Annotated in this window: 23 protein-coding genes; 14 read left to right on the top strand and 9 right to left on the bottom strand. The window is 65.5% G+C overall.

Features of this window, described 5'->3' with window-relative positions:
- The first annotated feature begins 3 nt into the window (after positions 1 to 3).
- Positions 4 to 858 carry a tRNA cyclic N6-threonylcarbamoyladenosine(37) synthase TcdA gene (gene tcdA, locus D9M09_RS23815; RefSeq protein ID WP_240453458.1) on the top strand — a complete coding sequence of 285 codons (855 nt, stop codon included), beginning with the start codon at positions 4 to 6 and terminating at the stop codon, positions 856 to 858.
- 10 nt (positions 859 to 868) lie between these two features.
- On the opposite strand, the gene thpR is transcribed toward tcdA, so the two are convergent.
- Positions 869 to 1,369 (bottom strand): RNA 2',3'-cyclic phosphodiesterase, encoded by a 501-nt coding sequence (gene thpR / locus D9M09_RS23810; RefSeq protein WP_121670545.1) that lies wholly within the window; start codon positions 1,367 to 1,369, stop codon positions 869 to 871.
- A 112-nt stretch (positions 1,370 to 1,481) separates the two neighbouring features.
- On the opposite strand from thpR, the gene D9M09_RS23805 reads away from it, so the two are divergent.
- Both D9M09_RS23805 and cysK read left to right on the top strand, forming a co-directional pair.
- On the top strand, positions 1,482 to 1,946 hold the full coding sequence (locus D9M09_RS23805) for an FKBP-type peptidyl-prolyl cis-trans isomerase (protein WP_034780576.1): 465 nt from the start codon (positions 1,482 to 1,484) through the stop codon (positions 1,944 to 1,946).
- Positions 1,947 to 2,031: 85 nt separating this feature from the next.
- A complete protein-coding gene (gene cysK / locus D9M09_RS23800; RefSeq protein ID WP_121670544.1) occupies positions 2,032 to 2,964 on the top strand; it encodes a cysteine synthase A in 933 nt (310 codons plus the stop codon).
- On the opposite strand, the gene D9M09_RS23795 is transcribed toward cysK, so the two are convergent.
- Positions 2,925 to 4,220 (bottom strand): SGNH/GDSL hydrolase family protein, encoded by a 1,296-nt coding sequence (locus D9M09_RS23795; protein WP_121670543.1) that lies wholly within the window; start codon positions 4,218 to 4,220, stop codon positions 2,925 to 2,927. The genes cysK and D9M09_RS23795 overlap by 40 nt on opposite strands.
- Before the next feature lie 99 nt (positions 4,221 to 4,319).
- Between D9M09_RS23795 and D9M09_RS23790 the strand changes: the two genes are divergently transcribed.
- Together D9M09_RS23790 and D9M09_RS23785 are read left to right on the top strand one after the other, a co-directional pair.
- Complete coding sequence (locus D9M09_RS23790) at positions 4,320 to 5,225, top strand: LysR family transcriptional regulator (RefSeq protein WP_121670542.1); 906 nt, start codon at positions 4,320 to 4,322, stop codon at positions 5,223 to 5,225.
- An 89-nt stretch (positions 5,226 to 5,314) separates the two neighbouring features.
- A complete protein-coding gene (locus D9M09_RS23785) occupies positions 5,315 to 5,716 on the top strand; it encodes a DUF2809 domain-containing protein (RefSeq protein ID WP_070290930.1) in 402 nt (133 codons plus the stop codon).
- A gap of 2 nt (positions 5,717 to 5,718) precedes the next feature.
- Here D9M09_RS23785 and D9M09_RS23780 read toward each other — a convergent pair whose 3' ends face one another.
- From D9M09_RS23780 to D9M09_RS23770, 3 genes are all read right to left on the bottom strand, one after another.
- On the bottom strand, positions 5,719 to 8,532 hold the full coding sequence (locus D9M09_RS23780; RefSeq protein ID WP_070290931.1) for a M16 family metallopeptidase: 2,814 nt from the start codon (positions 8,530 to 8,532) through the stop codon (positions 5,719 to 5,721).
- A 78-nt stretch (positions 8,533 to 8,610) separates the two neighbouring features.
- On the bottom strand, positions 8,611 to 8,964 hold the full coding sequence (locus tag D9M09_RS23775) for a hypothetical protein (RefSeq protein WP_070220322.1): 354 nt from the start codon (positions 8,962 to 8,964) through the stop codon (positions 8,611 to 8,613).
- The gene (locus tag D9M09_RS23770) at positions 8,965 to 9,693 is read right to left on the bottom strand and encodes a hypothetical protein (RefSeq protein ID WP_101482913.1); all 729 of its coding nucleotides are present in this window, start codon (positions 9,691 to 9,693) and stop codon (positions 8,965 to 8,967) included.
- 212 nt (positions 9,694 to 9,905) lie between these two features.
- Between D9M09_RS23770 and D9M09_RS23765 the strand changes: the two genes are divergently transcribed.
- Positions 9,906 to 11,678 carry a GGDEF domain-containing protein gene (locus D9M09_RS23765; protein WP_240453457.1) on the top strand — a complete coding sequence of 591 codons (1,773 nt, stop codon included), beginning with the start codon at positions 9,906 to 9,908 and terminating at the stop codon, positions 11,676 to 11,678.
- Here D9M09_RS23765 and D9M09_RS23760 read toward each other — a convergent pair.
- Positions 11,668 to 12,150, bottom strand: coding sequence for a CinA family protein (locus tag D9M09_RS23760; protein WP_121670541.1), 483 nt, complete (start codon positions 12,148 to 12,150; stop codon positions 11,668 to 11,670). The two genes, D9M09_RS23765 and D9M09_RS23760, sit on opposite strands and share 11 nt — an antisense overlap.
- A 223-nt stretch (positions 12,151 to 12,373) precedes the next feature.
- Here D9M09_RS23760 and D9M09_RS23755 point away from each other — a divergent pair, with 223 nt between their 5' ends.
- Genes D9M09_RS23755 through D9M09_RS23745 form a run of 3 tightly spaced genes read left to right on the top strand, consistent with a single transcriptional unit; the run spans position 12,374 to position 17,595 of the window.
- Entirely contained in the window at positions 12,374 to 12,991 is a 618-nt protein-coding gene (locus D9M09_RS23755) for a YfiR family protein (protein WP_162995783.1), read from the top strand.
- Positions 12,992 to 15,022 carry an ATP-binding protein gene (locus D9M09_RS23750; protein ID WP_070220315.1) on the top strand — a complete coding sequence of 677 codons (2,031 nt, stop codon included), beginning with the start codon at positions 12,992 to 12,994 and terminating at the stop codon, positions 15,020 to 15,022.
- Complete coding sequence (locus tag D9M09_RS23745) at positions 15,019 to 17,595, top strand: EAL domain-containing protein (RefSeq protein WP_070290933.1); 2,577 nt, start codon at positions 15,019 to 15,021, stop codon at positions 17,593 to 17,595. Before D9M09_RS23750 ends, D9M09_RS23745 begins: the two co-directional genes overlap by 4 nt.
- Position 17,596: 1 nt before the next feature.
- Here the strand turns inward: D9M09_RS23745 and thiL are convergent, their stop codons facing one another.
- Positions 17,597 to 18,577, bottom strand: coding sequence for a thiamine-phosphate kinase (thiL, locus tag D9M09_RS23740; protein WP_121670539.1), 981 nt, complete (start codon positions 18,575 to 18,577; stop codon positions 17,597 to 17,599).
- Positions 18,578 to 18,666: 89 nt separating this feature from the next.
- On the opposite strand from thiL, the gene D9M09_RS23735 reads away from it, so the two are divergent.
- Positions 18,667 to 19,275 carry a hypothetical protein gene (locus D9M09_RS23735; protein ID WP_121670538.1) on the top strand — a complete coding sequence of 203 codons (609 nt, stop codon included), beginning with the start codon at positions 18,667 to 18,669 and terminating at the stop codon, positions 19,273 to 19,275.
- Here the strand turns inward: D9M09_RS23735 and D9M09_RS23730 are convergent.
- Positions 19,272 to 19,793, bottom strand: coding sequence for a MarR family winged helix-turn-helix transcriptional regulator (locus D9M09_RS23730; RefSeq protein ID WP_070220311.1), 522 nt, complete (start codon positions 19,791 to 19,793; stop codon positions 19,272 to 19,274). The genes D9M09_RS23735 and D9M09_RS23730 overlap by 4 nt on opposite strands.
- A 122-nt stretch (positions 19,794 to 19,915) precedes the next feature.
- Between D9M09_RS23730 and D9M09_RS23725 the strand changes: the two genes are divergently transcribed.
- The 4 genes from D9M09_RS23725 (at position 19,916) to D9M09_RS23710 (ending at position 24,619) form a co-directional block, all read left to right on the top strand.
- Positions 19,916 to 21,118: an MFS transporter gene (locus tag D9M09_RS23725; protein WP_121670537.1), complete on the top strand. Its 1,203-nt coding sequence runs from the start codon at positions 19,916 to 19,918 to the stop codon at positions 21,116 to 21,118.
- Positions 21,119 to 21,162: 44 nt separating this feature from the next.
- Positions 21,163 to 21,756, top strand: a complete 594-nt coding sequence (locus D9M09_RS23720; RefSeq protein ID WP_121670536.1) for an SMI1/KNR4 family protein — start codon at positions 21,163 to 21,165, stop codon at positions 21,754 to 21,756.
- Positions 21,740 to 22,102, top strand: coding sequence for a hypothetical protein (locus tag D9M09_RS23715; protein WP_205602297.1), 363 nt, complete (start codon positions 21,740 to 21,742; stop codon positions 22,100 to 22,102). The genes D9M09_RS23720 and D9M09_RS23715 overlap by 17 nt, the downstream gene beginning before the upstream one ends.
- 198 nt (positions 22,103 to 22,300) lie before the next feature.
- A complete protein-coding gene (locus tag D9M09_RS23710) occupies positions 22,301 to 24,619 on the top strand; it encodes an NADP-dependent malic enzyme (protein ID WP_070220307.1) in 2,319 nt (772 codons plus the stop codon).
- Positions 24,620 to 24,670: 51 nt separating this feature from the next.
- Here the strand turns inward: D9M09_RS23710 and D9M09_RS23705 are convergent, their stop codons facing one another.
- Entirely contained in the window at positions 24,671 to 25,540 is an 870-nt protein-coding gene (locus tag D9M09_RS23705; RefSeq protein WP_121670535.1) for a hypothetical protein, read from the bottom strand.
- Between the last annotated feature and the right edge of the window lie 18 nt (positions 25,541 to 25,558).

Below are 25,558 nucleotides of genomic sequence, written 5' to 3'. Positions count from 1 at the left end.
GCCATGCATACCTCCACCAATGAACTAATTTCCATGGACTTGACCGAGATCGATTTTGAACGGCGTTTCGGCGGCATAGCCCGCCTGTACGGCGCCCCCGCGCTGGAACGTTTTCGCGCGGCCCACGTGTGTGTGATCGGCGTGGGCGGCGTCGGTTCCTGGATCGTCGAAGCGCTGGCGCGCAGCGCCGTCGGCCGCCTGACCCTGATCGACCTCGATAATGTTGCCGAATCGAACATCAACCGCCAGATCCAGGCCATGAGCGACACCATCGGCAAGGCCAAGATCACGGCCCTGGCCGAACGCATCGAACTGATCAACCCGTTTTGCCAGGTCACGCAGATCGAGGATTTCATTACCCCCGATAACCTGGAGCAGTTGCTGGGCGGGCGCGATTTCGACTACCTGGTCGACGCCATCGACAATGCCAAGGCGAAAGCGGCCGTGATCGCGTATTGCCGTGCGCGCAATGTACCGATGCTGACCATCGGCAGCGCGGGCGGGCAGACGGACCCTACCCTGATCGCCGTGCGCGATTTGTCGAAGACGGAGCAGGAACCGCTGCTCAAGCGCGTACGAAAACTGTTGCGCACCGAATATGGTTTCCCTCGTGGCGTGAAAAACAAATTCAATATCGACGCCGTGTTTTCCATGGAGCCGTTGAGCACGCCCGAGAGCGCGGAAGCGTGCGCCATCGACGGCACGCCCGCCGGCGTCACGGGCCTGAACTGTGCCGGCTTCGGCTCCAGCGTGGTGGTGACGGCCAGCTTCGGCATGGTGGCGGCCGCCCATGCGCTGAAAAGCTTGCGCCAGGACAAACTGGCCGCCGAGCCAGTGGCGGTGCCGGACGCCGCCTAAGCCACGCCGCTTAAGTCAGTTTGCGGCTGGCCACGATGCGGTAGTCGCCGCTGCTTTTCAGCGATTCCACCAGCACCAGTTCGTCCGCCTGCCAGGCGATGGGCGCGAAGTCCTGGCTTGCCGGCGGCGGCGCCTGGCGCGCCAGGGTCACGTGCGGCGTAAAACGGTCGTGCTCGAAGCGGGGCGCCAACCCCTGTTGCGCCAGCGCGCGCATGCAGGCCGCGCGCAAGTCCAGCAGGGCCGGCGAGGGCTGCGCCAGGGCGGCCCAGGCCAGCGCCAGCTTGGTAAAGTGGCTGGCGTGGTCGAACAGCAAGGGCATGGGACGCTCCGGCAATTGTGCCAGGATAGCCAGCAGGGCCGGCAGGTCGCTGGCCGGGCGTTGGCCCAGGAAGGCCAGGGTCAGGTGCAACTTGTCCGCGCGCACGGGTTTGCCTTGCAGGCGCGCCTGCCAGGCGACCAGCGCCGCGCGCGTGGCCGCGTCGGGCCACAGCGCGTAAAACAGGCGGGGCAATGGGTATCGGGCGACAAGTTTTTCCTATCGTTGCGGCGGTTTGCTATGATTGGCGTTCCCTGCCCACTCGCATTGGCAGAGATCTCACCGAAACTTACTGAAAGAATATATCATGACGCGTAGCTCCGTTTTGTTTGCCCTGATCTGCTCCGTCGCCGCGTCGCTGGCGCAGGCACAGGCGCCGGCGCCTGTTCCCGCCTCGGCCGTCTCGCTGAGCCCTGGCCCTGTCGCCGATAAATTGATTCTGATCGACAACAAGGTCGGCACGGGCAAGGAAGCGTCCGCCGGCAGCAACGTCACCGTGCACTACACGGGCTGGCTGTATCGTCCCCTGGCGAAAGATTCGCGCGGCAAGAAGTTCGACAGCTCCGTGGGCCGTGGCCCGTTCGACTTCCCGCTGGGCAAGGGCATGGTCATCAAGGGCTGGGACCAGGGCGTGGCCGGCATGAAAGTGGGCGGCAAGCGCACCCTGATCATTCCAGGCGAACTGGCTTACGGCCCGCGCGGTGCCGGCAATGGCGACATTCCGCCGAACTCGGCACTGATCTTCGACGTGGAACTGCTGGACGTTAAGTAATTGTTCAGTTTGGCGGCGGCGCATGCTCGCGCTGCCGCCAAAACGCGGTAGACTGGATTCTTCTGTAATTGCTGTGGAGACTCCCATGAACATCGCCAACGACGTCACTGAACTGATCGGCAACACCCCCCTGGTGCGCATCAACCGCATCGCCGCCGGCAGTGTGGCCACCATCCTGGCCAAACTCGAATTCTACAATCCCGCGCACAGCGTCAAGGACCGCATCGGCCTGTCCATGATCGTCGCCGCGGAAGCCGCAGGCAAGATCCATCCCGATACCGTCATCGTCGAGCCCACCAGCGGCAACACGGGCATTGCGCTGGCCATGGTCTGCGCCGCGCGCGGCTACCGCTGTACCCTCGTCATGCCCGATACCATGAGCCGCGAACGGCGCATCCTGCTGCGCGCCTACGGCGCCGAGCTGGTGCTCACGCCCGGCAGCGAAGGCATGCTGGGCGCCATCCGCAAGGCCGAGGAAATGGTGGCGGCCGACCCGCGCTATCTGATGTTGCAGCAATTTAATAATCCCGCCAACCCCGCCATCCACCGCGCCACGACGGCCGAGGAAATCTGGCGCGACACGGAGGGGCAAGTCGACATCGTCGTCGCCGGCGTAGGCACGGGCGGCACGATTACCGGCATCGGTGAAGTGTTGAAGGAGCGCAAGCCCGGCCTGCAAGTGATCGCCGTGGAACCGGAAGCGTCGCCGATGCTGTCGAAGGGTACCAAGGGGCCGCATCCGATCCAGGGCATCGGCGCCGGTTTCGTGCCGCAGATACTGAACACGGCCATCTACGACGAAATCATTTGCGTCAAGAACGACGACGCCTTCGCCACGGCGCGCCTGGCCGCCAGCGATGAAGGCTTGCTGGTCGGCATCTCGTCGGGCGCCGCCCTGTGGGCCGCCCTGCAAGTGGCGCGCCGCCCGGAAAACGCGGGCAAGACCATCGTCACCATCATCCCGTCGTTCGGCGAACGCTACCTGAGCACGGCCTTGTACGCTGGACTCGGCGATTGATTTTTATTAAGCAGCAGCGGCAGGTCTATCCCTTCCGCCAGCGCCCGGTTGCCCGCATCGCCCGGGTGCAGATGGTCGCCCGAGTCGTAGGCGGGCAGCAGGCGCAGCGGATGGGCGGGATCGCGCGCCAGTGCGTCGAAGTCGAGCACGGCGTCAAACAGGCCGCTGGTGCGTATCCACGCGTTCAATTGCTGGCGCAGCGCATCTTTTTCTTTTTGATAATAGTCGCTCAAGGGCGTGCCGGGCAGGGCGCCTTCGAACGGCGTCACAGTGGCGCCGATGACGCGCACGCCGCGGCTGCGCGCCTGGGCCACCAGCTGCGCGTAGCCGCTGCTTAATTCTTCCAGTGTCGGTCTTTGTGCCCGAGGCGCGAACGCCGTGCCGGGCCAGCTGATGTCATTGATCCCCAACAAGACGACGACCGTGCGCACACCGGGCTGCGCCAGCACGTCGCGCTCGAAGCGGGCCAGGGCGTTCTCTCCCATGCCGTCGGACAACAGCCGTCCACCGGAAATGCCCGCATTGATCACGGCCACGCCGTGCGGCGCCAGGCGTTCGGCCAGGAAATCGGGCCAGCGCGCATCGATCCCCAGGCTGGCGCTGGCGCCATCGGTGATCGAGTCGCCGAGGATGGCCACCGCTTGCGCCCCCGGCGCCGCCTCCACCTCGATGGCACTCAGTAAAAGGCGCGCCGTGGTGGTCTGCACGCCGGGTGCGTCATCGATGCGGAGGGAGCGCGTCTGGTCCTGCGGCGCAATCCACGCCGTCTCGCGGCCATCCCAGTGAAACGTGGCAGTCGCGCTGGGCTGCGGCAGGTGCACGCTCACCGTCAGGCGCGCCAGGTCCGGCACGGACAGGTCGATGGGGTCGCTGACGAGCGGCGCGCCCGGCGCCATGGTGGCCGCCGGCTGGCCGGAAAACGTCAGCGTGCGCAGGCTGCCCGCTTCGATGGCCGAACCGGAAGCGGCCAGGGCCACGGTGGCCGCGCCGATGCGCAGCGGCACCTTGCCGTAGGCATTCGACAGCACGATGCGCACGCGCGGGCCGCCCACGCTGAGGCGCGCCACCTGGCGCACGGTCTGTCCATGCAGCACGGCGGGCACGTTGGCGGGAAGCACAAAGTCGCTGCCCCACACGGCTTGTGGGCTGGCCGTCCAGCTGGCCAGCCAGCTGGTATCGGCGTTGGCGGCCTGGGCAGGGCTGGCGCTGAATGCCAGGCTCAGCAGGGCGGCGGGGAGGGTGGGAAATCGTTGCATGGCGGCTCGCTTTATCAAGGGGAATGTGCGCATGATGAAAGCAAAGCCATTTATGTACTAGACTATCCCATCGAAGAACATTTATGAGTTGAATTCACAATGGCCAGACTGGAAGTGAACCGTTCCGGCGAGCTGGAGGTGTTTGTGCGCGTGGTCGAGCTGGGCGGCTTTTCCGCCGCCGCGCGCGCCTGCGGCATGACGCCGTCGGCCGTCAGCAAGCTCGTGTCTCGGCTGGAAGAGCGCCTGGGCGCGCGCCTGCTGAACCGCTCCACGCGTCAGCTGCAGCTGACGGCCGAAGGCTGCGGCCTGTATGAACGGGGCAGGCAGGTGCTGGCGGCGCTGGACGAGGCCGAGCGCTGCGCGGGCGTGCAGGATGTGCCGCGCGGCAAGATCAGGGTGAATGCGAACGTGCCGTTCGGCCAGCATTTTCTGCTGCCGCTGGCGCCGCTTTTTCTCGAGCGCTATCCCGAGGTGACGCTCGACATCGTGCTGACCGATACCGTGGTCGATATCCTCGAGCAGCGCACGGACGTGGCCGTGCGGGCCGGTCCCCTGAAAAGCTCCAGCCTGCTGGCGCGCAAGCTGGGCCAGACGCGCATGGCGATCGTGGCATCGCCCGCCTATCTGGCGCGGCGCGGCACGCCGCGGGCGCCGGCCGAGCTGGCGTCGCACAATCTGCTCGACGCCAATTACGCGCGCGCCCGCTCGGGCTGGCCGCTGCGCCTGCCCGAGGGCGACATCGTCGTGCCCGTCGTTGGCAATGCGCAGGCCAGCGATGGCGAAGCCTTGCGGCAACTGGCGCTGGCGGGACTGGGACTGGCGCGCCTAGCGGCGTTCCAGGTGCGCGCCGATATCGCGGCGGGCCGATTGCAGGCCGTGCTGGAAGCGTTCAACCCCGGCGACAGCGAAGACGTGCATGCCGTCTTCGTGGGGCAGGGCGGGCACGTGCCGCTGCGCGTGCGCGTTTTTCTCGACTTTCTGGCGCAGCATGTCGACCTGGCTTGATGCGATAGGCTGCAGGCGGACACGGCCGCGCAGTACAATATCGGACGGGCCGCAATGGTTCGGCCCGTATTGTGCCTTTGAATGGAAATATGTTCCTGGTAAAACCTGAACGCCGCCGCCTGCTGCAGGTGGGCGCAACCGTGGCTGTCATCGCGCTGGGCCTGGCCTCGCGCGCCTATCCCCAATTCCTCCCCGCCGCGCTCGGCAAGTATCCGGGCGACGCCCTGTGGGCCATGATGATCGTCTTTGCGCTGGGTATCTTCGCCACGCGCATGCGCACGTGGCAGCTGGCGCTGACTGCGCTGCTGATCTGCTTTGCCGTGGAATTCGGCCAGCTGGTCCAGATGCCCTGGCTCGTCGCGCTGCGCGCGCATCCGCTGGGGCACCTGGTGCTCGGTTCCACCTTCGGCTGGGGTGATTTGATCGCCTACACGGCCGGGGTGGCCGTGGCGGCGTTCATCGACAAGCTGGCGCTGTTCAAGCGCCGCTAGTCTTATTTGACGTTACCCTCCGCATCGCGCAGTTCCACGGGCGCCAGTTTCAGCTTGCTCAACTGCGGCGCGATCTTCGCCCGGTCGCCCACGCCGATGACGATCAGCTTTTCCGGCTGCAGGTATTTTTTGGCCACCTGCTGCACCTGCTTGTCCGTCACACCCGCAAAGCGCTGCGGCAAGGTCGCGTAATAGTCGAGGCCCAGGCCGTAGATATACGTGTTGGCCATGCTGGCGCTGATGCTGGCATTCGTCTCGAACTGGCCCGGCAGGGACAGCACCTGCGAATTGCGCGCATTCGACAATTCCTTGGCCGTCAAGGGTTTGGCCATCATGGCGCGGATTTCCTTGAAGGTTTCCGACACGGCCGCGCCCGTCACGTCGGTGCGCACGCCGGCCGCGATCGAGAACGGTCCCGGCTGGCTGCGGTACTGGAATTGCGAGCGCACGCCATACGTGTAGCCCTTCTCTTCGCGCAGGTTATTGCTTAGCCGACTCGTAAACAAGCCGCCCAGCGCCGCGTTCATCACTTGCAGCGGCGCATAGTCGGGTGTCGCGCGGGCCACGGCGATGGTCGACAGGCGCACGGCCGTCTGCGGCGCGCCCGGCTTGTCGACGAGGATCAGCCTGGCTTTCGTCGTGGCCGGCGCCGCCGTCACGGACGGCGCCACCGTACCCGCCTTCCAGCCGCCGAACTTGGCTTCGGCCAGTGCCTTCAATTGCGCCGCATCGATGTCGCCCGAGACGATCAGCGCCGCATTGTTGGGCACGTAATGCTGCTGCCAGAACGCCTGCAGGTCGGCGCGGCTGGTGGCTTTCAGGGCCGCTTCCGTGCCCAGCTGGATGGTGCCGTACGGATGCTGCGGACCGTACAGGGCGGCCGCTTCCACGCGGGCCGCCACGGCCGCCGCGTTTTCGCGCTGCTGCGCCAGTTCGCCGATGCGGCTGGCGCGCTGGCGTTCCACCTCTTCTTGCGGGAATTGCGGGTGCTGGACCACGTCGGCCAGCACGTCGAGCGCTTGCGGGAAGGTGGTTTTCAGCGACGTCAGCTGGGCGAACGAGGCATCAGCGCCGGAACCCGTGCCCAGAAAAGCACCGAGTTGCGCCACGTCATCGGCTATCTGCGGCGCGCTGCGCGTACTGGTCCCTTCCTGCAGCAATTGCGCCGTAAAGCCCGACAAGCCCGGCTGCGCCAGCGGATTGGCGCCCGAACCGCTCTTGATGACCAGCTGGCTGGACACGAGCGGCACGGCCGGGTTGTAGTTGTGGATCACGGTCAAGCCATTGCTCAGGGTGAAGGAGGTCGCTTGCGGCAGCACGATCTTCGGCGCGGGACCGGCCTTCGGCACCGCGTTGCGCCATGGCTCGTCCGCGTTGATGGCCGTGCCTGGCGCCGGCTTGACCTTGCCCGGCGCCGGCGTCGCCACTTCCGGACCCAGGTCCGGCTTGCCCGGTACTCCATACACGACCACGCGCGCCTGGTTTTTCAGGTAGGTGTCGACGGCGCGCTGCACGCCGGCCGCCGTCACCTGGCGGTAGCGCTCGATATCCTTGCCCAGGTAGCCGGGGTCGCCCAGGTACTGGTTGTACTGGTTCATCATGTTGGCATTGCCACCCACTTTTTCCACCTGGCTCAGCATGGCTGTTTCGATGCTGTTGCGGGCCCGTTCGATTTCCTTCTCGCTGGGCCCCTGGGCGCGCAATTGCTCCAGCTCCGCCTGCATGGCTTGCTCGATTTCCTCGGGCTGGTGGCCGGGGCGCGCCGTCACGTCGAGGGTGAACACGGAGGTGAGGGCGTTCGAGCTCTGGTTGGCGCCCACGTCCTGCGCGATCTGCTTGTCGTACACCAGCGATTTATATAAACGGCTGGACTTGCCGCCGGCCAGTATCTGCGCGGCCATCGACAGTTCCGCATCGTCCTTGGCATAGGCGGACGGCGTCAGCCAGGCCATGAAGACGCGCGGCAGCTCGACCCGGTCCTGCACCACGATGCGGCGCTCCTGCGTGATGGGCGGCGTCACGACGTCGGGCTTGGCCACGGCGGGGCCGCTCTTGAAGCTGCCGAAGTATTTATTGACCAGTTCCTTGGTCTTGGCCTTGTCGATGTCGCCCGCGATCACCAGGCTGGCATTGTTGGGACCATAGTATTTGGTGAAGAATTCCTTGATGTCGGCCAGTTTCGCGTTCTGGATGTCCGCGTGCGAACCGATGACGCTGGCGTAATACGGGTGGCTCTTCGGGAACAGCTGGTGGTACAGGGCTTCCTGCACGATGCCGTAGGGCGCGTTTTCCACGCTCTGGCGGCGCTCGTTGCGCACCACGTCCTGCTGGTTCGTCAGCGCCGTCTGGTCGAGGACGTCGAGCAGATAGCCCATGCGGTCGGAATGGGCCCACAGGGCCAGTTCCAGCTGGTTCGACGGCACCGTGTCGAAATAATTGGTGCGGTCAAAATCCGTGCTGCCGTTCGAATCGGTGGCGCCCGCGCCTTCGAGCAACTGGTCGGCCATGCCGCGCGGCACGTGCTTGGTGGCGGCAAACATCATGTGCTCGAACAGATGGGCAAAGCCCGTCAGGCCCGGCGCTTCATTCGCCGGTCCCACGTGGTACCAGATGTTGACGGCCGTGACGGGCAATTTATGGTCTTCCACGAGGATCACGTCGAGGCCGTTCGGCAAGGTGTATTTTTCGTAGGCGACATTGGGCACGGCCGTGGCTGCCGTCGCGGCAGCGGCGCCGGCGGCGTGGGCGAGCGTGAGCGGGGCGCCGTACAGCGACAGCATCAGGGCGGGAATGGCCAGCAATTTGATCGGTTTCATGCATGCTTCCAGGCTAGGGTGGGGAAGACGCTGCGGCCCGCTCGTGGCTGGCCCAGCGCGATGGTGCTACGGTCGGTGCTACGGTTGATACAGCAGGGCCGCGCCGCCCAGCACCAGCAGCGCGCAGGCGAGCGAGACGATGGCCGCCGCGCCCAGCAAACGCCATTCGCGCGGCGTAAAAAGGGGGACAGGCCCGGGCGCTTGCTGCATGGGCTGCGGCATGGCTGCGGCCGGTTCGGGCGGCAAGCCGCCCGTGGCGCGCGCCTGCGCCGCCAGCGCCTGCGTGGCGGCGTCCAGCAGGGCCAGCTGGCGCTCGACGGTGTCCGCCAGCACGGCTTCGTTCAGCGCCACGAGGGCGAATATCGGGTCGTCGACGTCGACCTTGATGCCCGTCTTGTCGAACACGTGGCTGCGCAGAGTGTGCCGGTCCATCTACCACTGCACCTTGTCGAGCTGTTCGAAGATGTCGCGGTAGACGACCTTGATGCGCTGCTTTTCCATGATGTTGAACTTGTCGTTCTGCAGCACTTCCTGCATCGTCAGGCGCGCCGTGTTCATTTTCTTGACGTCCGCGCCGAAGGTGTCGGGGTTGCGCTGGCTCAAAGTGATGCTGCCTTTTACGCGCGCGCGGTTGTCGGCATACGACTGCGATTCGACGAATTGCTTGCCGGACGCCGATTGCAGCAGGCCGAAGTGTTCGTTTTGCCACAGCACCAGCGGCACCTTCGTCGCTTGGGCCGTCGCGACAAAACCCGTAGCCGTGTCGTGCAGGGTGTCGCCGCCGCCGACGATGGTGTGGATGTACACCTTGCGGCCCGATTCTTCCAGCAGCGAAAAACAGTCGTTTTCCAGCAGGTAGCCCATCAGCGGCGAAAACGTGTTCGCGCCATTGTCGACCACGCAGTTGCCGTCCGTGTCGAGGATATCGATCATCAGCGCGTCGAAGCGTTTCGGATCGATGTTGCGCGCATCCGTCATCACGGGCACATGCTTGACGTTCATCGCCTTGTAGCGCGAGAACGTGGCGTTTTCCTGATCGGTGTCGTAGCAGCGCAGCGGCGTGTCGTCCTTGCCGCCTATCCACTGGGCCAGCAGGGTCGAGACGAGGGTCTTGCCGATGCCGCCCTTGCCCTGCAGGATGAAATGTACCGTGTTTTGCATTGCGACTACTCCAAGTTGTTGCGTCAGTGACAATCAAAGATCCGTGACAGCGGCGATGGCGCCCGGCCAGGCCACGACTGGCATTTTTACCACAATCCTTTGCAAAGATGCCATGCGCGCGCGCGAATCTGGTTATGATGTTAATCAGGATACCATTGATACAAAGCAAGTTTTGTGTGAAAAATGCACCCCAGAGTGTGAACGAGGACGCAGTGCCGATCTCCAGTCTCGATAAAGCCGACATTGACCGTTTGAATCAGCAAGCCCTGTCCTGTCTGATCGGCAACCGCCGCCAGGCACGCCGGCTGGCGCAGATGGCGCTGGCGGCGGCGCAACGACAACAGTATGCGCGCGGCGGCGCATATGCGGAACTCAATCATTGCTGGCTGTCCTATTATGCGGGCGAAACGGAGCCGTCGTGCGAGCGTCTGCGCGACTATTTCAAGCAGACCTGCGACCTGGAAGGGGGCATGGAAGTGGCCGCCCTGCAGGGCGCGTATGCGAGCCGGCGCGGCGACTTTGCCGATGCCGAGCAGCACTTCCTGCAGGCGCGCAGCCAGGCCGCGCAGATCCCCGACTCGCTGCACAAGTTCATGCTGTACGCGCGCCTGGGCGTCGATGCCCTGAACCGTGGCGATACGCAGGACGGCCCGCGCAATTTCCTGCTGGCGCTCGACATCGCCGAGCGTTTCGGCAGCCCCGCGCACCGGGTCAACAGCCTGTCGAACCTGGCGTCCTCGCAGCATGACCTGGGCAACGATGAAGACGCCATTCCCCTGCTGGTCGAGGCGCTCGACATCATCGGCACGCAAAAGCTCAAATACCAGCAAACCATCGTTTCGGCCAACCTGGCCATGTGTTTATTAGCCACCGGCAAGCCGGCCGAGGCGCTGGCGCTGGTCGAGCCGTTTTACGAGTGGCCGGAAGAAGACCTGGCCGTGCGCGCCTTCCTGTTCTGCATCGCCGCCCATGCCGCCATCCTGCTGCGCCAGCCCGAGAAGGCCTTGCAATTGCTGCTGCGGGCCGAAGACTATGCGCGCCGGGGCCAGGACCTGGAGGAGCAGATGCATGCGTGGCTGGTGCGCGGCAAGCTGGACTTGCACGCGGGCCAGACGGCGCAGGCGCTGGCCTCGCTGACGCAGGCGCACAGCCTGCTGAGCTGGACGCGCAATCCGTTTCACCAGCAACAGATCCTGCGCGGCCTGGCCGACATCAATGCCCAGCTGGGCGAATGGCAAACCGCGTACGGTTTCCTGCAGCAATTCCAGGCCGTGTACGAGGCCAGCAGCAAGTCGGCGCGCGCCTCGCGCAGCCTGATGCGCAATCTGGAAAAGGAAATGCACAGCCTGAAGGCCGAGCGCGACAAGGCGCTGGAGCTGCAGGCGGCGCGCGAATCGGAAAACGTCAAGCTCGAGCACCTGAACCGTGAACTGGCGCACCAGATCCTGCACGTCAATTCCCTGCAGGACAGCCTGAAGGAACAGGCCATGCGCGACCACCTGACGGGCTTGTACAACCGCCGCCATTTTGAAACCTGCCTCAATGCCATCCTGCACGAGGCCGATGCGGATGCGCCCGTGGCCATCGCCATCATCGACCTGGATTTTTTCAAGCGCGTCAACGACACTTACGGGCATAATTTTGGCGACGAAGTGCTGATCCAGTTCGCGCGCCTGGTGGAAGGCCAGCTGCGCGGCAGCGACATGGTGTGCCGCTATGGCGGCGAGGAATTCTGCCTGCTGTTGCGCGAAGCCGACAGCCTCATCGCCGCGCACAAGATCGACGATATCGCCGCGCGCTACCGCCAGCTGCTGATCCAGCAGGCGCCGCACAGCTTGACGGGCTGCACCTTTTCGGCCGGTATTGCCGAATATCCGCGCCACGGCGCCGGCCGCCATGAATTGCTGATGCGCGCCGACAGCGCCCTGTACGCGGCCAAGCAGGCGGGCCGCGACCGCGCCTGCATCGCCGGCGCTACTGAATAAAACGCAGCAGTTCCCGCAAGGCGTGCGCCACCGCCTGCTCGCGCACGGCTTGCCGGTCGCCCGCGAACACCAGCCGCTGCGTCTGCACGCGCCCGTCCATGGCCCAGCCGAAGCAGACGGTGCCGACGGGCTTGCCCGGCACGCCGCCCGTGGGGCCGGCGATGCCCGTGGTCGAGACGGCCACCTGGGCTTCGCTGTGGGCCAGGGTGCCTTGCGCCATGGCGGCCGCCACTTCCTCGCTGACGGCGCCGTGTGCGGCGATCAGTTCGGCGGGCACGTCCAGCATGCCGGTCTTGGCCCCGTTGGAATAGGTGACGAAGCCCCGTTCGAACCAGGCGCTCGAGCCCGAGATATCGGTGACGGCCTGCGCCACGCCGCCGCCCGTGCACGATTCGGCCGTGGCCAGCAGCAGGCCTTTCGCCTGCAAGGCCAGGCCGACGGCGGTGGAGAGGGGGACGAGTTCCTTGCTCATGGATGGCTCCTGTGTGCGGTGAAAATGGTGGCAAGACTGTAGCATGGCCGACAGTAAAAGAAACTTTCCCCGGTCACAGCGAAAATGCGTACACTCTTTTATACATTTGCTACCACTTCGGGCCGGCAGGCGCTCTGTCGCTGCGCCACCCTGGTGCGCATCGCTCGAACAGGCAGGCGGCATGGTGCCGCGCCTTCATATGCATTATCTTTACTCGGTTGTCATGGCAATTCTGAACTGGACCTGGTGGCGTCATCCTGGCCCCCTGCGCCGCCCTGTGCGCGGCGCTGCTCGCCGCTCCCTGCGCTGGGGCTGGCTAATGCTGCTCCTGGGCGTGCTATGCGCCGATGCGCGGGCGCAGGTGCCGGGGGAGCTGGAACGCCAGGTCAAGGCCGGATATCTGTACAAGTTTGCCGGCTATGTCGAGTGGCCCGACGGCAGCTTTGCCCGGCCCGACTCCCCGCTGGTGATCGGCGTGGCGGGCGCCGATGCGCTGGCCGAGCAGCTCGAACAGAGCGTGGCCGGGCACAGCGTCAACGGCCGCGCCGTGCAGGTGAAAAAAGTGCGCCGCGGCGACGCGCTGGCCGGGCTGCACGTGCTGTACCTGGGCGCGCTGGATAAAATGGCGCTGCAGGAAATGCTGGCCGCCAGCCGTGGCCTGGCGTTGCTGACGGTGTCCGATTCGGATGAGGTCTACGCGATGGGCAGCATGATCAATTTTGTGATGGCCGAAGACAAGGTGCGCTTCGACGTGGCGCTGAAACCCGTGGCGCAGGCGCATATCCGCATCAGCGCACGCATGCTGCTGGCCGCCTACCGCGTGCAGACGGGAGGCGCCTAGATGATACGACTGCGTTCCATCCGCCACAAGCTGATGTCGGTGGTCTTGCTGACCACCCTGGTGGCGCTCGTCATTTCGCTGGGCACCATCGTCGCCTACGACTTGCGCGCCTACCACCGCAATCTGGTGGCCGACATCAGTACCCAGGCCGAACTGCTCGGGCACATGAGTTCGGCCGCGCTGGCCTTCGACGACGAGCGCCTGGCGCTGGAAAACCTCAATCTGATGCGCATCCGCCCGCGCGTGACGGCCGGCGCCCTGTACAAGGCCGACGGCAGCCTGTTTGCCAGCTACCGCGCGAATGAACGCTTGGGCGAGCTGCCGGCGAAGGCGGGCAAGGAAGGCGTCAGCATCGCGGGCAAATCCGTCGAATTGTTCAAGCCCATCGTCGACAATGGCGAGCTGCTGGGCACCGTGTATCTGCGCGCCGATTACGAACTGGCAGGCCGCACGGCCGATTACCTGGCCATCGCGCTGGGCGTGACGGTGCTGGCGCTGCTGGTGGCCTTGCTGCTGCTGCGCCGCCTCGATTTCGTCATCACGCAGCCCATCCTCGACATCGCCGACGTGGCGCGCGAAGTGATCGAGACGGGCGACTACTCGCGCCGCGCGCGCAAGCTCAGCGTCGACGAGGTGGCGCAGCTGGTCGATTCCTTCAACAAGATGCTGGCCGAGATCGAGCTGCGCACGCAGGCGCTGGAGCGCTCGAACGGCGAGCTGGCGCGCGAGGGCGAGCAGCGCACCCAGGCGCAGCAGGAAGTCATGCGCCTGAATCAGGAGCTGGAAGTACGCGTGCACGAGCGCACGATGCAGCTGGAAATGACGAATGGCGAACTGGCCATGGCGATGGAAGAGGCGCGCAGCGCCAACTATGCCAAGTCGGCGTTTTTGTCGTCGATGAGCCATGAATTGCGCACGCCGCTCAACGCCATCCTGGGCTTCGCGCAAATCCTCAGTTCCGACCGCCTGCCGTCGACCCTGGAGCAAAAGAAGGAGTTCGCCGGGCATATCCTGAAATCGGGGCGCCACCTGCTGACCTTGATCAATGAAATCCTCGACCTGGCGAAGGTGGAATCGGGCACCGTCAGCCTGTCGCTCGAACCGGTGGGCCTGGACGCCATCTTGCAGGAGTGCCGCGACATGATCGCGCCGCTGGCCAGCCAGCGCGGCATCGGCATGACCTTTCCCGACGCTTGCCCCCTGAACGTGCTGGCCGACCGCACGCGCCTCAAGCAGATTCTGTTGAACCTGCTGTCGAATGCGCTCAAGTACAACCGCGAGCAGGGACAGGTGGCCATCGATTGCGCGCCGCAGGCGGACGGACGGGTGCGCATCAGCGTGCGCGATACGGGCGTGGGCCTGGACGGCGAACAGGTGGCGCTGCTGTTCCAGCCCTTCAACCGGCTGGGGCAGGAGGGCGGCACGGAAGAAGGCAGCGGCATCGGCCTGGTGGTCACCAAGCGCCTGGTGGAGCTGATGGATGGCAGCATCGGCGTGAGCAGCGCGCCCGGCGAGGGCAGCACCTTCTGGATCGAGCTGCGCGTGGTCGACGCCTTGCCCGCACCCGACCTGCTGGCCTTGCCGCGGCCCGACCTGGCCGGGGCGCTGCTCGATCACAGCGCCCCCGTGACCTTGCTGTACGTGGAAGACAATCCCGCCAACCTGACCCTGGTCGAGGAAATCGTCCGCTACTGCCCGCAATTGCAGCTGCTGACGGCCACGGATGGCCGCCTGGGCGTGGAAATGGCGCGCACGCACCTGCCGCAGCTGATCCTGATGGACATCAATCTGCCGCACGTGAACGGCACGGAAGCGCTGAAGCTGCTGCGCGCCGACCCCCGCACGGCGCACATTCCCGTCATCGCCCTGACGGCCAACGCCATGCCGGGCGACGTCGAGCGCAGCATGGCGCTGGGCTTTTACCGCTACCTGACCAAGCCGATCAACCTCGATGAATTTACCGAGGCGATCAACAGCACCCTGGCCTATGTGGCGCAGCAGCGCCGGCAGAAGGGAACAGGCGCGCCATGATCAGCCAGGCCGATATCTATGCGGCGAAAATTCTCATCGTCGACGACCAGGACGTCAATTTGCGCCTGCTCGAGCATTTGCTGCAAAGCGGCGGCTACACGGCCATCAGCAGCACCCTCGACGCGCGCGCCGTGGCCGGCCTGCACCAGCGGCACCAGTTCGACCTGATCATCCTCGACCTGGTGATGCCCGGCATGAGCGGCTATGAGGTGATGGATGCCTTGCGTCCGCTGGAGCGGGAAGGCTATCTGCCCGTGCTGGTGATCGCCGCCGACCCGGACGCCAAACTGGCGGCGCTGGAAGCGGGCGCGCGCGACTTCATCAGCAAGCCCTTCGACGCGCTCGAAGTGCTCACGCGCATCCGCAACATGCTTGAAGTGCGGCTGCTGCACCGCGCCGCGCGCCACTACAACACCTTGCTCGAACGCACGGTGAGCCAGCGCACGGCCGAACTGCAGCGCTTTCGCGGCGCCATGGACGCCACCACGGACGCCATCTTCCTCGTCGACGTGCTGGGCATGACCCTGGTCGACGTCAACGACGGCGCGTGCCGCCTGCTCGGCTATGCGCGCGCCGAACTGCTGGCGCTGGCGCCCGGCAGCCTGCTGCCGTCGCCGCCGGCCCCGCCGCTGGCCGCGCTGCCGGGCGGCCCGGCCCACCTGGCCACGGAAGTGACGGAATGCGAACTGGTGCGGCGCGACCTGAGCCTGATACCCGTGGAGCTGGGCTGGCACTGGTATGCGCAGGCGCCCGTGATGGGCGGGCAGGCTGCGGGCGGCCTGCTGCTGATCGCCGTGGCGCGCGACATCAGCGAGCGGCGCCAGGCGCAGGAGCGCCTGAAACACCTGGCCCATTACGACGGCTTGACGGGCCTGCCGAACCGCAGCCTGTTCTACCAGACCCTGGCCCAGGCCGTCGAACTGGCGCAGGAAAAAAGCTGGCGCATCGTGGTGCTGTTCATCGCGCTGGACCGCTTCAAAAGCATCAACGACACCCTGGGCGCGGCGCTGGGCGACGAACTGCTGCGCCAGTTCAGCAACCGCCTGGTCGAATGCGTGCGCCTGCGCGACACGGTGGGGCGCCTGGGCAACGACGAATTCGCGCTGATACTGACCATGAGCCGTAACCAGCAGGAAGCCGTGGCCGTGGCCAACCAGGTGCGCGAAGCCCTGCGCGCGCCGTTCGACTTGCGCGGCCACGCGGCCACCCTGACGGCCAGCATCGGCATCGCCATGTATCCGGACGACGCCACCGACCCGGAAACGCTGATCAAGTACGCGAATACGGCCATGGGCGGCGCCAAGCAGGCGGGCCGCGACGGCTACCGCTTTTTCACGGCCGGCATGAACGTGCAGGTGCTGGCGCGCCTGGACCTGGAACTGGCGCTGCGCCATGCGCTCGAACACGAGCAATTCATCCTGTATTACCAGCCGAAGGTGGATTTGCGCACGGGCCGCATCAGCGGCGTGGAAGCGCTGCTGCGCTGGCGCCGCCCCGGCTACGGCCTGGTGGCGCCGGCCGAATTCGTGCCCGTGCTGGAAGACACGGGCCTGATCGTGCGCGTGGGCGCCTGGGTGATCCAGGCCGCCTGCCGCCAGATCGCCGAGTGGCGCGACAGCGAAGTGGGCCCCGTGCACGTGGCCGTGAACGTGTCGAGCCGCCAGTTTGCCGAAGGCGACCTGGAAGGCGAAGTGACGCGCGCGCTGACACGGCACAACGTGGCGCCCGAGCTGCTGGAACTGGAACTGACGGAAACGGCGCTGATGTCGAACGCCGAGCGCACCATCGTCGTGCTGGGAAAATTGAAGAAGATCGGCGTGAAGGTGGCCATCGACGATTTCGGCACCGGTTACTCGAGCCTCGCGTATCTGCAGCGCTTCCCCATCGACAAGCTGAAAATCGACATCGCCTTCGTGCGCAACATCACCAGCAACCCGAACGACGCGGCCATCGCGCTGGCCATCGTCAGCATGGCGCACAGCCTGAAACTGAGCGTGGTGGCCGAGGGCGTGGAATCGCGCCCGCAGCTCGAATACCTGCGGCGCAACCGCTGCGACGAAATCCAGGGCTTTTATTTCAGCCGCGCCCTGCCGGCACTGGAACTGGGGCAGATGATCGCCGCGGGCGCCGGCCTGCCGCCCGGCCACGACCCGGCCGCCCAGCCGGCGCAAACCCTGCTCATCGTCGACGACGACGTCAACGTGCTGTCGTCGCTGCACCGCCTGTTCCGTCCCGAAGGCTACCAGATCCTCACGGCCAGCACGCCGGCCGAAGGGTTTGAAATGCTGGCCCTGCACCGGGTGCACGTGATCGTCTGCGACCAGCGCATGCCGAGCATGAGCGGCACGGAATTCCTCAGCAAAGTAAAAGAGCTGTACCCGGAAACCATCCGCATCATCCTGTCCGGCTACACGGGCCTGGAAGCGGTGCTCGACTCGATCAACCGGGGCGCCATCTACCGTTTTTACACGAAGCCGTGGGACGACACCCAGCTGCGCGACAACATCCGCCTGGCCTTCCAGCACTACTGGATGGTGAACCAGCCGGGGCTGGCGCGCGTGGCGGTACGCTAGCTCAGTCGCTGAAGTGGTCGAACGAGCTCAGTTGTAAATCCAGCGGCTGTCCGGCCGCATCCACCAGCCGCAAGCCTGCATGCGTCTCGATGCGGCCCACGCGCGTGGCGGGCGTGCCGCAGCTGATCGCCAGTGCGGCGATGGCGTCGCGCGACGATGCGGGCGCCGTGAAGCACAGTTCATAATCGTCGCCGCCGGCGGCCGTGTAGCGGCGGCGCAGTTGCGCATCCTGCCGCGCCAGCACGGGGCCGGCCGGCAGGGCGTCGACGTCCAGGGTGGCGCCCACGCGCGACGCTTTCAAGATGTGACCGAGGTCGCCGACCAGGCCGTCCGAAATGTCGATGGCGGCATGCGCGAGGCCCGCTTCGGCCAGCGCGCAACCGAGCGTCACGCGCGGCGTCGGTGTGTGCATGCGCGCGCCTGCAGTGGCCAGGTCCGCTGGCGATAATTCCTGTTCCATGCGGTAGCCGGCCAGTGCCAGGCGCGCGTCGCCCAGGGTGCCGCTGACCCAGATGTCGTCGCCCGCCACGGCCGCGCTGCGGCGCAGGGCCTGGCCCGGCGCCAGTTCGCCAAACACGGTGATGCAGATATTTAAGGGACCCTTGGTGGTGTCGCCGCCGATGAGTTCGCAATCAAAGGCGTCGGCCAGCGCGAACAGGCCTTCGGCAAAGCCGGCCAGCCAGGCGCGTTCCGCTTGCGGCAGGGCCAGGGCCAAGGTAAATGCCACGGGGCGCGCGCCCATGGCGGCCAGGTCGGACAGGTTCACGGCCAGGCTTTTGTGGCCGAGCATGCGGGCGTCGGCGCCGGCAAAGAAGTGCCGGTCCTCGACCAGCATGTCCGACGAGATGGCGATCTGCTTGCCGGCCGCTGGCGTCATCAGCGCGCAATCGTCGCCGATGCCCAGGGTGGCGCGGCCGGGGCGCTGGCGCACGAAATAGTGTTTGATCAGGTCGAATTCGGAAAGCGCGTCGTGTGGGGCCATGGCGTGGTCTGTTCGTTGAGTGATGGTGTGGCCCGGCTATTATAGGCTGGCCTACAATACAGGCCTTTGTCACTGCCGAGCAACTTGCCATGCCCCTTTCCGATATTCACGACTTACTGCAATCCTGGCTCGACCACGGCTGGCTGCGCGACCCGCAAGCCGTTGGCCTGGCCACCTTCGAGGCGCAGGAGCTGGTGGCGCGCGGCTTCGACGCCATCTGCGACGGTGGTCAGCTGTGCCTGTACGAGGATGAGCGCCTGTTCCGCAGGGGCAAGCGGCCCGTGCAGGCGTCGTTCAAGGCGTATCTGCAGCGCGGCCAGCTGGGCGCGAATGGCCTGGACCTCGGTTACCAGGTGCACCTGGCCGGTTTCCTGCGCGCGGCGCGGCAGCCCTTGCCCGCGTTTCGCGTGCTGCTGGAACAGGGCGGCCGCAGCGGCGCCCTGCTGTTCGACAGCGGCCTGGTGCTGCAGTTTGCCGCCAATTTGCGCGGCAAGCCCCGCCATTATTATCTGACCCTGGTCGAGGGGCACGTGGCCGACGCCCAGCTTGCGGACCGCGACAGCGATATCGACTTGCGCGCGGCCAGCGTGGGCCATGTCCAGGCCCTGTACGACAGCCGCGATCCCGCCGACCTGCGGCGCCTGGCCCGGCGCGGCAATGCGGCGCTGCGCGAGCTGGCGCAGCTGCTCGCTGCTTAGCCCTTCTTCGCCTGTGCCATGCCTTGCAGCAGCTTGGCCAGCAACTGGTCGAGCTGGCGCTGCTCGTCCGCGCTCAAGGCCGACAGCATGGCGCGCTCGTTCTCCACGTGCAGCAGCACCAGCTTTTCAATCAAGGCCAGTCCCTGGGGCGTGAGGGCCACCAGCACGCCGCGCCGGTCCGTCGGGTGCTTCTGGCGTTCAATCAGGCCGGCCGCTTCCAGCCGGTCGATGCGGTTGGTCATGCCGCCCGAGGACAGCATGGCCGCCTCGTACAGGGCCGTCGGCGTCAGGCTGTAGGGCGCGCCCGAGCGGCGCAATGTCGCCAGCACGTCGAATTCGCCCGGCTGCAAGCCGTGTTCGGCGAACAGGGGATTGAGCCAGTCGCGCGCCATCAGCTGCGCCACCGTGCCCAGCTGTCCCACCAGCTGCATGGCGCGCGTATCCATCTGCGGCAGTTCGCGCTGCCATTGTGCGGCGGCAAATTGCGCGCGCGTGTGTTCTTGCGGGGTATCCGTCATGGCGTAGGCATTTATCTCGACATCAAGATAGATTTCTATCTTTATGCTAAGATACTTTTCATCAAGTGATTATGTCACGCATTAAACCATGTGCCTCCCTGCGAGGCAAGGACTACTCTGCCATGCCTGTTGAACGCCCCGTCTCTTCTCCGCTGCCCTCGTCCGCCCTGCTGGTGGCCGCCATCATCCTGCTGGGCCTGAATTTGCGCCCCATCCTGGCCGCCATCGGCCCCTTGCTCGACAGCATCCAGGCCAGCACGGGCCTTAGCAATGCCGACGCGGGCTTGCTGACCACCGTGCCCGTGTTCGCCATGGGCGTGTGCGCGCTGGCGGGCGCCCAGCTGCAGCGCCGCTTGGGCGTGGCGCGCGGCATCAGCCTCGGCATCGCCATCATCGCAGCCGCCTGCGCCTTGCGCTGGCCCTTGCACGGCAGCGGCGGGCTGATCGCCACGGCGGCCTTGGGCGGCCTGGGCATCGCGCTGGTGCAGGCGCTGCTGCCGGCTTTCATCAAGCGCCATTTCCCCGAACGGGCGGGCCAGCTGATGGGTTTTTATACGACGGGCATCATGGGCGGCGCGGCCATCGCCGCCGCCTCCGCTTCGCCCTTGGCGCAAAGCTGGGGCTGGCAAGCGCTGCTGGCCCTGTGGGCGCTGCCCGCCGTGGCCGCCGCGCTGCTGTGGCGCCGCGCCGCCGCCTCGCGCGTGGAGGTGACCGGCGGCGCGGGCGCCAGCCTGCCCGTGGGCAGCCGCCGCGCCTGGCTGCTGATGGTGTTCTTTGGCATCGGCACGGGGGCGTACACGCTGGTGCTGGCCTGGCTGCCGCCGTTTTATACGGAACTGGGCTGGAGCGCGGCCGACAGCGGCTTGCTGCTCGGTGGGCTGACCCTGGTGGAAGTGCTGGCGGGACTGGTGATTTCCAGCATCATCCACCGCTTCCCCGACCGCCGCATCCTGTTATTGTCGGTCTTGCTGGCCGTGCTGGCCGGCCTGGCTTGCCTGATCGTGGCGCCCGCGCAGCTGGCCATTCCCGCCGTAATCCTGCTCGGTTGCGGCATCGGCGCGCTGTTCCCCCTGTCGCTGATCGTCAGCATGGACCACGTGCGTGACCCGGCGGGCGCCGGTGCGTTGCTCGGTTTTGTGCAGGGCGGCGGCTACATCATCGCCAGCAGCATGCCCTTCATCGCCGGCCTGATCCGCCAGCATTCGTCCAGCCTGGCCCAGGCGTGGATGGTGATGGCGGGCGGCGTGGTGCTGTTGCTGCTGATCGCCGTGCGCTTCGCGCCGGGAGCGCGGCTGGCCCAGCCGTGCGCCGGACGCGTATCCTGAACTGCTATATTGCGCCGACCCGTCAATTCAGGAGCCCGCCACGCATGGATATCGTCGACCACTATTTAACCGGCTTGCGCCAGGCCATGCCGCCGGAACCGCTGGCGGAGCTGGCGCTGGCCAGCGGCGCCAGCGCGGCGCAACTGGCCAGCTTGCGCCAGGCCTATCCGCTGTGCCCGGACAGCCTGCTGCGCCTGCTGGGCCAGTACAACGGCACCTATTACCAGGAGTATCCCGGCGGCATGGTGCTGGTGTACATGCTGGGCTCGGACGTGTTCGAGTACCCGTATTACCTGAGTTCCGTCGAACAGATCCTGGAAGACAGGCAAGCGAACCAGCGCAGCATCGCCGATATCTACGGCCATTACCTGGACGACGACCCCGGCATCGTCGATACCCGCATCGACGCGGGCATCCAACAGGGCCAGCGCCTGTGTTTTTCGCATTGCATGAACAATGGCGGCTCCTCGCGCCTGTATGTCGATTTCACGCCCACGGCGTCGGGCAAGGTGGGGCAGGTCGTGCGCTTCCTGCACGATCCCGACAACTACCAGGTCATCGCCGACAGCTTCGACGCGTATCTGCAAATGCTGATCGATGACGGCTACGGCTTCCTGATCGATGACAATTTCGAATAACCGGGCCACGCCGCCGTCCCTGCTGCCTGCCAACCGCCGCATCGTGCTGTCCGGCGAGGATGCGCTGCGCATCCTGCGCGAGATCGAATTTCTGCTGCAGTCGCTGCATCACATCGGCCGCCATTATTATCCCGACGGCGACGATGACGGCGCCGATGTGCTGCGCCGCGCGCAGTATTGTGCGGAGACGACGCGCTTCATCGACGAAGAGCAAGCGACGACGCGCCTGGCGCTGATGCGCCGCATCCTGTCCGCCCCATTCGACACCAGCCTGGGCGGCGACGACATGGACGATCTCGAGCGCGCCGTCGCCGCGCTGCCGCTGTGGCGTGCTCCCGGCGACTGATCACAAAAACTAATTGAAATATAAAATTTGATAGTTTTTCCTGTTGAGGACGTTTGTGCCGCCGGACGGCCTTACAATGCTAGGTTATGCGTTTTCGTGATATCAGACTGTGGCTAGCGGAAAATACCTAGCTAATTGAAAGAATCGGTCTGATAAAATCCGGAACACCCGATCGACCAAACAGGAAGGCAGCACAGCATGGATTCGTCATCTGATAAAAAAGAAGAATTGCGTCAACAATTGCGCTTGGCCGCACTCGAGTATCACGAGTGCCCGCGCCCCGGCAAAATCAGCGTGACGCCGACCAAACAACTGACCAACCAGCGCGACCTGGCACTGGCCTACTCGCCAGGCGTGGCGGCACCGTGCGAAGAAATCGTCATCGATCCGGCGAATGCCTATAAATACACGGCGCGCGGCAACCTGGTGGCCGTCATCACCAACGGCACGGCCGTGCTGGGACTGGGCAATATCGGCCCGCTGGCCGCCAAGCCGGTGATGGAAGGCAAGGGCGTGCTGTTCAAGAAATTCGCCGGCATCGACGTCTTCGACATCGAAATCAACGAATCGGATCCCGATAAACTGGTCGACATCATCGCGTCGCTGGAACCGACCTTCGGCGGCGTGAACCTGGAAGACATCAAGGCGCCCGAGTGCTTCTACATCGAGCGCCAGCTGCGCGACCGCATGAAGATTCCCGTCTTCCATGATGACCAGCACGGCACCGCCATCATCGTCGGCGCGGCCATCCTGAACGGCCTGAAAGCCGTCGGCAAGAAGATCGAGGACTGCAAGCTGGTGGTCTCGGGCGCGGGCGCGGCGGCATTGGCCTGCCTGGACCTGATCGTCGACCTGGGCTTCCCCCTGAAAAACATCTACGTCACCGATCTGGCCGGCGTCGTCTACAAGGGCCGCGCGGAACTGATGGATCCGGACAAGGAACGCTTCGCGCAAGACACGCCGCTGCGCACCCTGGGCGAAGTCATCCCGGACGCCGACATCTTCCTCGGCGTTTCCGCCGCCGGCGTGCTGAAACAGGACATGGTGCGCAAGATGGCGCCGAACCCGCTGATCCTTGCGCTGGCCAACCCGAATCCGGAAATCCTGCCGGAAGAAGTCAAGGCCGTGCGCAGCGACGCCATCATCGCCACGGGCCGTTCGGACTATCCGAACCAGGTCAACAACGTGCTGTGCTTCCCCTACATCTTCCGCGGCGCCCTCGATTGCGGCGCCACGACGATCACGCGCGAAATGGAAATCGCCGTCGTGCACGCGATCGCCGACCTGGCGCACGCCGAGCAGTCGGACATCGTCGCCACCACCTACGGCATCAGCAACCTGTCGTTCGGCCCTGAATACCTGATCCCGATGCCGTTCGATCCGCGTTTGCTGATCAAGATCGCGCCGGCCGTGGCCAAGGCGGCCGAGGATTCCGGCGTCGCCACGCGTCCGATCAAGGACTTGCAGGCGTACGCGGACAGCCTGCAGCAATTCGTCTACCGCAGCGGCACCTTCATGAAGCCGCTGTTCCTGATGGCCAAATCCACGCCGGCCGAACTCAAGCGCATCGTCTACGCCGAAGGCGAAGAAGAGCGCGTGCTGCGCGCCGTGCAAGTGGTGGTCGATGAAAAACTGGCGCGTCCCATCCTGGTGGGCCGTCCGCCCGTGCTCGAAGCGCGCATCCAGAAGTTCGGCCTGCGCCTCAAGCAAGGCGTCGATTTCGACGTCATCAACCCGGACTTCGACGAGCGCTATCGCGATTACTGGAACACGTACTACGCGATGACCAGCCGCAAGGGCGTCACCGAGGAATACGCGAAGCTGGAAATGCGCCGCCGCCACACCCTGATCGGTTCGATGATGATCCACAAGGGCGACGCCGACGGCATGATCTGCGGCACCTTCGGCACCACCCAGCTGCACCTGAAATACATCGACCAGGTGCTGGGCAAGCGCGCCGGCAGCAATGTCTACGCCGCCATGAACGTCTTGATCATGCCGGAACGCCAGCTGGTGATGGTCGACACGCACGTCAATGAAAACCCGGACGCCGAGCAGCTGGCCGAGATCACCATCATGGCCGCCGAAGAGATGACCCGTTTCGGCCTGTCGCCGCGCGCGGCCCTGCTGTCGCACTCGAACTTCGGTTCCAGCGACAGCGCCTCGGCGCAAAAGATGCGCGCCGCCCTGGCCATCGTCAAGGAACGTGCGCCGGACCTGGAAATCGACGGCGAAATGCACGGCGATACGGCCCTCGACAGCAAGCTGCGTCAAAAAATCATGCCGAATTCGGCACTGAAGAACGACGCCAACCTGCTCGTCATGCCGAACATCGAATCGGCCAACATCGCCTACAACCTGGTGAAGACGGCGGCCGGCAACGGCATCGCCGTGGGTCCGATCCTGCTCGGCTGCGCCAAGCCCGTGCACATTCTGACGCCATCGGCCACCGTGCGCCGCATCGTCAACATGACGGCCTTGTGCGTGGTCGACGCAGTGGCCCAGCGTAAGGTCTAAGCGTTAGCTGCACATGAAAAGCCGCCCCATCCGCAAGGAGGGGCGGCTTTTTTACGTCGGTGGGACGGGCAGGGCCGTGGCGGCCGGCTGGCGGCGCAGGTAATAGTGGCGGTACAGCATGATCTCGCCCCATACCAGCAGCAGCGCGACCAGCGCGAACAGGGCCAGCGTGATCTTGAGCGAGTTGAAATACGCGCCGGCCTGGCGCTTGATGGCGTCGACGAAAATCATCGGCACTGACTTGTCGAGTTTGCTGAAGTCGGCCTGGCGCGCCACGTCGGTGGTCAGGCGCACGGCCAGGTCGGTGCCCAGCGCGGCCAGCTCGCCCGTCGCCTGGCCACGGAAGTTGGCGCCCTTGAGCGCTTCGCCGAGCAGGCCGACCCTGGCGATCAGCTGTTCCTGCAGCACTTGCGTCAGCAGCACGCTGCCGCGGCGCAGGATGAATTCATTGATCCAGCGCGCCTTGCTGCGTTCCCAGTAGCTGCTGGACGTGGGCTGGTAATACATGCCTTGCACGTAGGGTTCGAGCAGGCTGCGCACGCTGATGGGCTGGCCCGGGGCGATCAGCTTGACCTGCTGCTCCAGGTAGACGCGCAGCGCCGGCATCTGCGCTTCGACCACCGGCTGCAGGTCGCGCTCGAGGGCCTGGTTGACCATGCGGTGTGCGCTGTGCACGGCGCCAAACCCGCCGCCGAGGAGCGGCAGCGCGAGCAGGATCAACACATAGCTGAGCTTGGCGGCCACATGCCAGGCGCGCGGACGGCGCACGAGCAGGCATTTTCTGGCCAGCTGGTAGCAGATGCCGAGCGCCAGCACAAAGCCGAGCATGCCATACAGCAGCATCGATGGCAGGGCGGTCCACAGCAGTTCGCTGCCGAACGGCGCCAGGTTGCTGCCCCAATTGATCATTTGTTGCTTCATCTACATTGCCTTGATATG

It is taken from the genome of Janthinobacterium agaricidamnosum (genome assembly GCF_003667705.1).
GTDB lineage: Bacteria > Pseudomonadota > Gammaproteobacteria > Burkholderiales > Burkholderiaceae_D > Janthinobacterium.
The sequence above is the reverse complement of the archived record's forward strand: the minus strand, read 5'-3'. Positions and strand labels throughout refer to the sequence as shown.

Excerpts from the sequence above, each read along its gene's own strand:
- D9M09_RS23705 (WP_121670535.1), bottom strand. The coding sequence starts at position 25,540 with ATGAAGCAACAAATGATCAATTGGGGCAGCAACCTGGCGCCGTTCGGC.
- D9M09_RS23785 (WP_070290930.1), top strand. The coding sequence starts at position 5,315 with ATGTTCCTGGTAAAACCTGAACGCCGCCGCCTGCTGCAGGTGGGCGCA.
- D9M09_RS23745 (WP_070290933.1), top strand. The coding sequence starts at position 15,019 with ATGATCAGCCAGGCCGATATCTATGCGGCGAAAATTCTCATCGTCGAC.
- D9M09_RS23795 (WP_121670543.1), bottom strand. The coding sequence starts at position 4,220 with ATGCAACGATTTCCCACCCTCCCCGCCGCCCTGCTGAGCCTGGCATTC.
- D9M09_RS23750 (WP_070220315.1), top strand. The coding sequence starts at position 12,992 with ATGATACGACTGCGTTCCATCCGCCACAAGCTGATGTCGGTGGTCTTG.
- tcdA (WP_240453458.1), top strand. The coding sequence starts at position 4 with ATGCATACCTCCACCAATGAACTAATTTCCATGGACTTGACCGAGATC.
- D9M09_RS23730 (WP_070220311.1), bottom strand. The coding sequence starts at position 19,793 with ATGACGGATACCCCGCAAGAACACACGCGCGCGCAATTTGCCGCCGCA.
- D9M09_RS23725 (WP_121670537.1), top strand. The coding sequence starts at position 19,916 with ATGCCTGTTGAACGCCCCGTCTCTTCTCCGCTGCCCTCGTCCGCCCTG.
- D9M09_RS23775 (WP_070220322.1), bottom strand. The coding sequence starts at position 8,964 with ATGGACCGGCACACTCTGCGCAGCCACGTGTTCGACAAGACGGGCATC.
- D9M09_RS23710 (WP_070220307.1), top strand. The coding sequence starts at position 22,301 with ATGGATTCGTCATCTGATAAAAAAGAAGAATTGCGTCAACAATTGCGC.
- D9M09_RS23805 (WP_034780576.1), top strand. The coding sequence starts at position 1,482 with ATGACGCGTAGCTCCGTTTTGTTTGCCCTGATCTGCTCCGTCGCCGCG.
- D9M09_RS23755 (WP_162995783.1), top strand. The coding sequence starts at position 12,374 with ATGGCAATTCTGAACTGGACCTGGTGGCGTCATCCTGGCCCCCTGCGC.
- thiL (WP_121670539.1), bottom strand. The coding sequence starts at position 18,577 with ATGGCCCCACACGACGCGCTTTCCGAATTCGACCTGATCAAACACTAT.
- D9M09_RS23780 (WP_070290931.1), bottom strand. The coding sequence starts at position 8,532 with ATGAAACCGATCAAATTGCTGGCCATTCCCGCCCTGATGCTGTCGCTG.
- D9M09_RS23735 (WP_121670538.1), top strand. The coding sequence starts at position 18,667 with ATGCCCCTTTCCGATATTCACGACTTACTGCAATCCTGGCTCGACCAC.
- D9M09_RS23760 (WP_121670541.1), bottom strand. The coding sequence starts at position 12,150 with ATGAGCAAGGAACTCGTCCCCCTCTCCACCGCCGTCGGCCTGGCCTTG.
- D9M09_RS23715 (WP_205602297.1), top strand. The coding sequence starts at position 21,740 with ATGACAATTTCGAATAACCGGGCCACGCCGCCGTCCCTGCTGCCTGCC.
- D9M09_RS23720 (WP_121670536.1), top strand. The coding sequence starts at position 21,163 with ATGGATATCGTCGACCACTATTTAACCGGCTTGCGCCAGGCCATGCCG.
- D9M09_RS23790 (WP_121670542.1), top strand. The coding sequence starts at position 4,320 with ATGGCCAGACTGGAAGTGAACCGTTCCGGCGAGCTGGAGGTGTTTGTG.
- cysK (WP_121670544.1), top strand. The coding sequence starts at position 2,032 with ATGAACATCGCCAACGACGTCACTGAACTGATCGGCAACACCCCCCTG.
- D9M09_RS23770 (WP_101482913.1), bottom strand. The coding sequence starts at position 9,693 with ATGCAAAACACGGTACATTTCATCCTGCAGGGCAAGGGCGGCATCGGC.